Genomic DNA, 4,367 nt, shown 5'->3' on the forward strand with positions numbered 1-4,367 from the left:
GGCGAGACTTCGATGAACAGCCGGACGCCCTGCTCGATCAGATACGCGATGCCATCGCCGAAGCGCACCGGTTCGCGGATATTGCGCCACCAGTAGCGCGCATCGAGTGCGTTGCCAGCGAGCGCGCCGCCGGTGACCGTCGACACGAACCTGCCGTTGCCCGGCTGGGGCCGCAGGCTGGCCAGCTCGGCCAGCACGACCGGCTCGATGCGGTCCATGTGGCTGCTGTGGAACGCATAGTCGAGATCGAGCATCTGGAAGAACTTGCCGCTGCCGCGCAGCGCCGCCTCCAGCGCCTGCAAGCCCTGCAACTCGCCGGCGAGCGTCACTGCGTCGGGGCTGTTGATGCCGGCCACCTCGACCCGACGCGCAAGCCCATGGCGCGCGATCAACTCGCGCGCGGCTGCCTCGCCGATGCCGACGGCCGCCATCCGGCCGCTGCCGCGCGTCATCGCCTGGGCGCGGCTGCGGATCTTGATCACGCGCACCGCGTCGGCGAGCGACAGCGCACCCGTCACCCACGCCGCGGCGATTTCACCGACGCTGTGGCCGATCGCCGCGTCGTAACGCATGCCTCGCGCGTCGATCACGCGAATCATGCCGACCTGGATCGCGAACAGCAGCGGCTGCGCGTTCTCCGTCGCGGCGAGCCATTCGGCGCCCGCGCCGGCCAGCCATGTCGCGCCCGGGCCGCCGCGCATCACGTCGACCAGCGACGGGCTGCCGTCCGCGCACCACAGCGCGTCGACTTCGTCGAGCGCCGCCCGGAAAACCGCGTTCTCCGCATAGAGTTCGTTGCCCATTCCGACCCACTGGCAACCGTTGCCCGAGAACACGAGCGCGGTACGCAATGCGTCGGCGGGCGCCTGGCCGGTCGCCACGCAGGCCGGCAGCCCTTCCTGTGCCGGCTGGGCCAGTGCCGCAAGCGCCGCACGGCCTTCGGCCACGTCGGCCGGCGCGACGATCGCGCGATGCTCGAGCCACTGGCGCCGACGCGCGGCGGCCGCGGCAAGCGCCTGCCAGTCGCCGCCGTTATCGAGCATGGCCAGATAGCGGCCCGCGAGCGCCCCAAGCGCGTTCGCACTGCGCGCGGTCAGCGCGAGCGGGGACGGTTGCGCTCGAGTCGGCTCGGGCGCTGCCGTCGACACGTCGCTTGCGACCGGCGCCTCGGTCAGCACGACGTGGGCGTTCGTTCCGCCGAAGCCGAACGAGTTGACGCCGACCGTCAGCGGCGCGTCGCCCGCGTCGAGCGGCATGTAGCGATCGACGACGCGCAAACGCCCGCCGTCGAAATCGATCCCGGGATTGGGCGTGACGAAGTGCAGCGAGCGCGGCACCGCGCGATGCTTGAGGCACAGCACGGCCTTCAGCAGGCCGGCCATGCCGGATGCCGTTTCGAGGTGGCCGATGTTGGTCTTCACCGAACCGATCAGCAGCGGACGATCGGCCGGGCGTTCGCCCGACACGACATCGATCAGCGCACGCGCCTCGATCGGATCGCCGACCGCCGTGCCGGTGCCGTGCGCCTCGAGATAGGCGAGCGACCGCGGATCGATGCCGGCGCGCGCATACACGCTGCGCAGCAGCGACGCCTGCGCGGCCGCGCCCGGCACGCTGATCCCGCCCGGCGAGTGGCCGACCGAGTTCACGCCGGAGCCCGCGATCACGGCGTGGATCGTGTCGCCGTCGGCCAGCGCGCGATCGAGCGGCTTGAGCAGCACGAACGCGCCGCCTTCCGAGCGCACGTAGCCGTCGCCGGTCGCGTCGAATGCACGGCAACGGCCGCGCGGCGACAGCATCGACGCCTTCGAGAAGCTGACGAAGCCGAACGGGTGCAGCAGCAGGTTGACGCCGCCCGCGAGCGCCACGTCGGCCTCGCCGGACTGCAGTGCCTTGACGGCCTGATGGAGAGCGACGAGCGACGACGAACAGGCGGTGTCGACCGTCATGCTCGGGCCGTGCAGGTCGAACAGGTAGGACACGCGGTTCGACGCGATGCTCAGCGTATTGCCGGTCGCCGAATACGGATCGATCACGTTCAGATCGTCCATGTTGCGGTTGCCGTAATCCATGCTGGCCGCGCCGACGAAGACGCCGCAATTGCTGCCGCGCATGTCGGCCGGGCGCACGCCGGCGTCTTCGAATGCTTCCCACGCGAGTTCGAGCAGCAGGCGTTGCTGAGGGTCCATCTGGGCCGCTTCGCGCGGCGAAATGCCGAAGAACGCGGCGTCGAAGCCGGCGACGTTGTCGAGCACGCCGGCCGCGAACGTGTAGCTCTTGCCCGGTTCGCGTTTGGACGGGTGCTGGTAGAAATCGGTACCGAAGCGGTCGGCGGGGATTTCGGTTACTGCGTCGCGTTCGTCGCGCAGCAGTTGCCAGAAGTCGCCAAGATTGTTCGCGCTCCCGGGAAACCGACAAGCCACCCCAATTATTGCAATCTTACTGTTCATCTTTTATGTCGCTTTCTCGGATGCGTGCGGTTCTTCCGCGCGATGTCCGTCATCTTGTACCACATGCAAAAGTACCGAACCGAGCTCTTCGGCCGCCAGATTCCGGCATTCGGGAGTGTCTGTGCCGTAATTTCGCCAAATGAAGTAGTCGCTGGTTTGCGGAGAAACGCCCAGCTTATCGAATACGTGAGGCAGAGCGGGAACGTGGTCGCCGTAAAAACAAACGACTGTTTCACGATCGCTGGTGCGCAAATGGTCGAGCAGGCGCCCCATCATTGCGTCTGCATTTTCAATGTGCCGCAGGTAGGCTGTCAGGTCGCGCCAGGACGGGTCTTCGCCAAGAGTATGCCTCGAAGACGATTCTCCAGGCAAAACCTGCTCCAGATGCAGCGGGCCATGGTTTTCCATCGTCATCGCGAAGACGAAGCGCGGATGGTCGTCGCCCGCGGTCCGGAGTTCCTCGATGATCGACTCGGATACTGCGGCGTCTGCCACATACGGACCGGCACGGGACGCCGATGCAAAATCGCGGATATCAAGAAAGCGCGTAAAACCCAGCAGCGGAAATACCCGGTCCCGCCCGAAGAAATCGGCGTAATACGGATGAATCGCGACTGTATCGTAGCCGCAACGGTCAAACCAAGAGGCAAGCGACGCGATTTTATTTCTTACAAATGCGTAAGGATAAAAGCGCGCATATCCAAGCGAAAAAGATTCCATGCCGGTCAGCACCGCGAATTCCGTTCGCATGGTGTTGGCGCCCCACGCCGGCACCATCATCTCGCCATACGAGACGGCCTCGCGACGCGCCTCGTCGAAGCGCGCGAAAAGCTCTGGCTCGACCGCGTCACCGAGGCGGCGTGCATCGAAGAACGATTCGCTCTGGATCAGGACCACGTCGGGGCGCCGGTTCGGCTTGCCTGTTGCGAAGAGCCCGGCCGCCGCGATCTCGCGGAACCTCCGGAACGTCGCAGGACGCAGCCCGTTGAGCAGATAGGCAACGAACACGGCAAAAAAACCGTGGCGCCGCTGGTCGGCATCGGGATCGAGCGTCAGCGGCAAGCGCGCCGCGATAGGCACCGCGAGCGCGAACGGCAACGCCGCCGCGAGCCACGCCATCGCGACGGAACCCCGCTGCACCGGTCGCTCGACGACGAAGCCCGCGATCACAAGCAGGATGCCGGTACCGATCGCGACGACCTTGCCGACACTCAGGAACGGCAAGTAAAGACGGGGATGCGAAAACAACTGGCTGAACAGGCTCAGATCGGTAAATACGAACGGCTCCCGCAACGACTCGTACTTCGCGTTGCTGACTGCGGCGACGAGACCGACGAGCGCAAGCGACGCGCAGGCCGAAAACAGCGGCCGGCAGGTGGCGGCGAACACGAGGTCGAATACGAAGAGTACGGCAACAATATGAAGCACTGACGACAGCAGCGGGCGCCGCAGCGGCGCGCGCGGGACGGCGATCGCATCGACCGCAAACGACAGCGCAATGGTGCCCGTCAGCGTCACGGCAAGACGCGCGCTCAATTGACCCGGTCCTTCGACGGAAGATAGGACAGGCGGTCGAGGATCGCGTCGGCCAGCGTCGCGGGCAGCAGCGGCAGGAGGCGCATGCCGAATGCGAGCAACCCGGGGAACGCGATCTCGCTTCGGCCTGCGTCGAGCCGCCGGCGGATGTACTCGGCCGAACGCTCGGCACTCCAGAGGAACGGCTTGTCGCCGGGGAACACGTCGCTCATCGCCGTCTTCACAAAGCCTGGTAGGATGATCGTAACGCCCACGCCGTCGCGCGCCAGCAGCGGGCGCACCGAATCGCCATAGGCCTTGATCGCAGCTTTGCTCGCGCAATAGGCCGGCGAGATCGCCATGCCACGCAGCGCGGCGATCGAACTGACCATCGCGATACGG

General features: G+C 66.4%; 3 protein-coding genes. All 3 read right to left on the reverse strand.

Annotation, left to right across the window (positions count from 1 at the left end; translation table 11 throughout):
* On the reverse strand, positions 1-2,450 hold a 2,450-nt coding region (locus tag JMF90_RS26190; RefSeq protein ID WP_201325611.1), incomplete at its 3' end, for a type I polyketide synthase.
* A gap of 3 nt (positions 2,451-2,453) precedes the next feature.
* Positions 2,454-3,986, reverse strand: a complete 1,533-nt coding sequence (locus JMF90_RS26195) for an LTA synthase family protein (protein WP_201316738.1) — start codon at positions 3,984-3,986, stop codon at positions 2,454-2,456.
* Positions 3,983-4,367: SDR family oxidoreductase (locus JMF90_RS26200; RefSeq protein ID WP_201325612.1), on the reverse strand; the 385-nt coding region annotated here is incomplete at its 5' end. The genes JMF90_RS26195 and JMF90_RS26200, both read right to left, overlap by 4 nt.

It is taken from the genome of Burkholderia sp. E168m23, from assembly GCF_016586125.1.
Classification (GTDB): domain Bacteria; phylum Pseudomonadota; class Gammaproteobacteria; order Burkholderiales; family Burkholderiaceae; genus Burkholderia; species Burkholderia orbicola.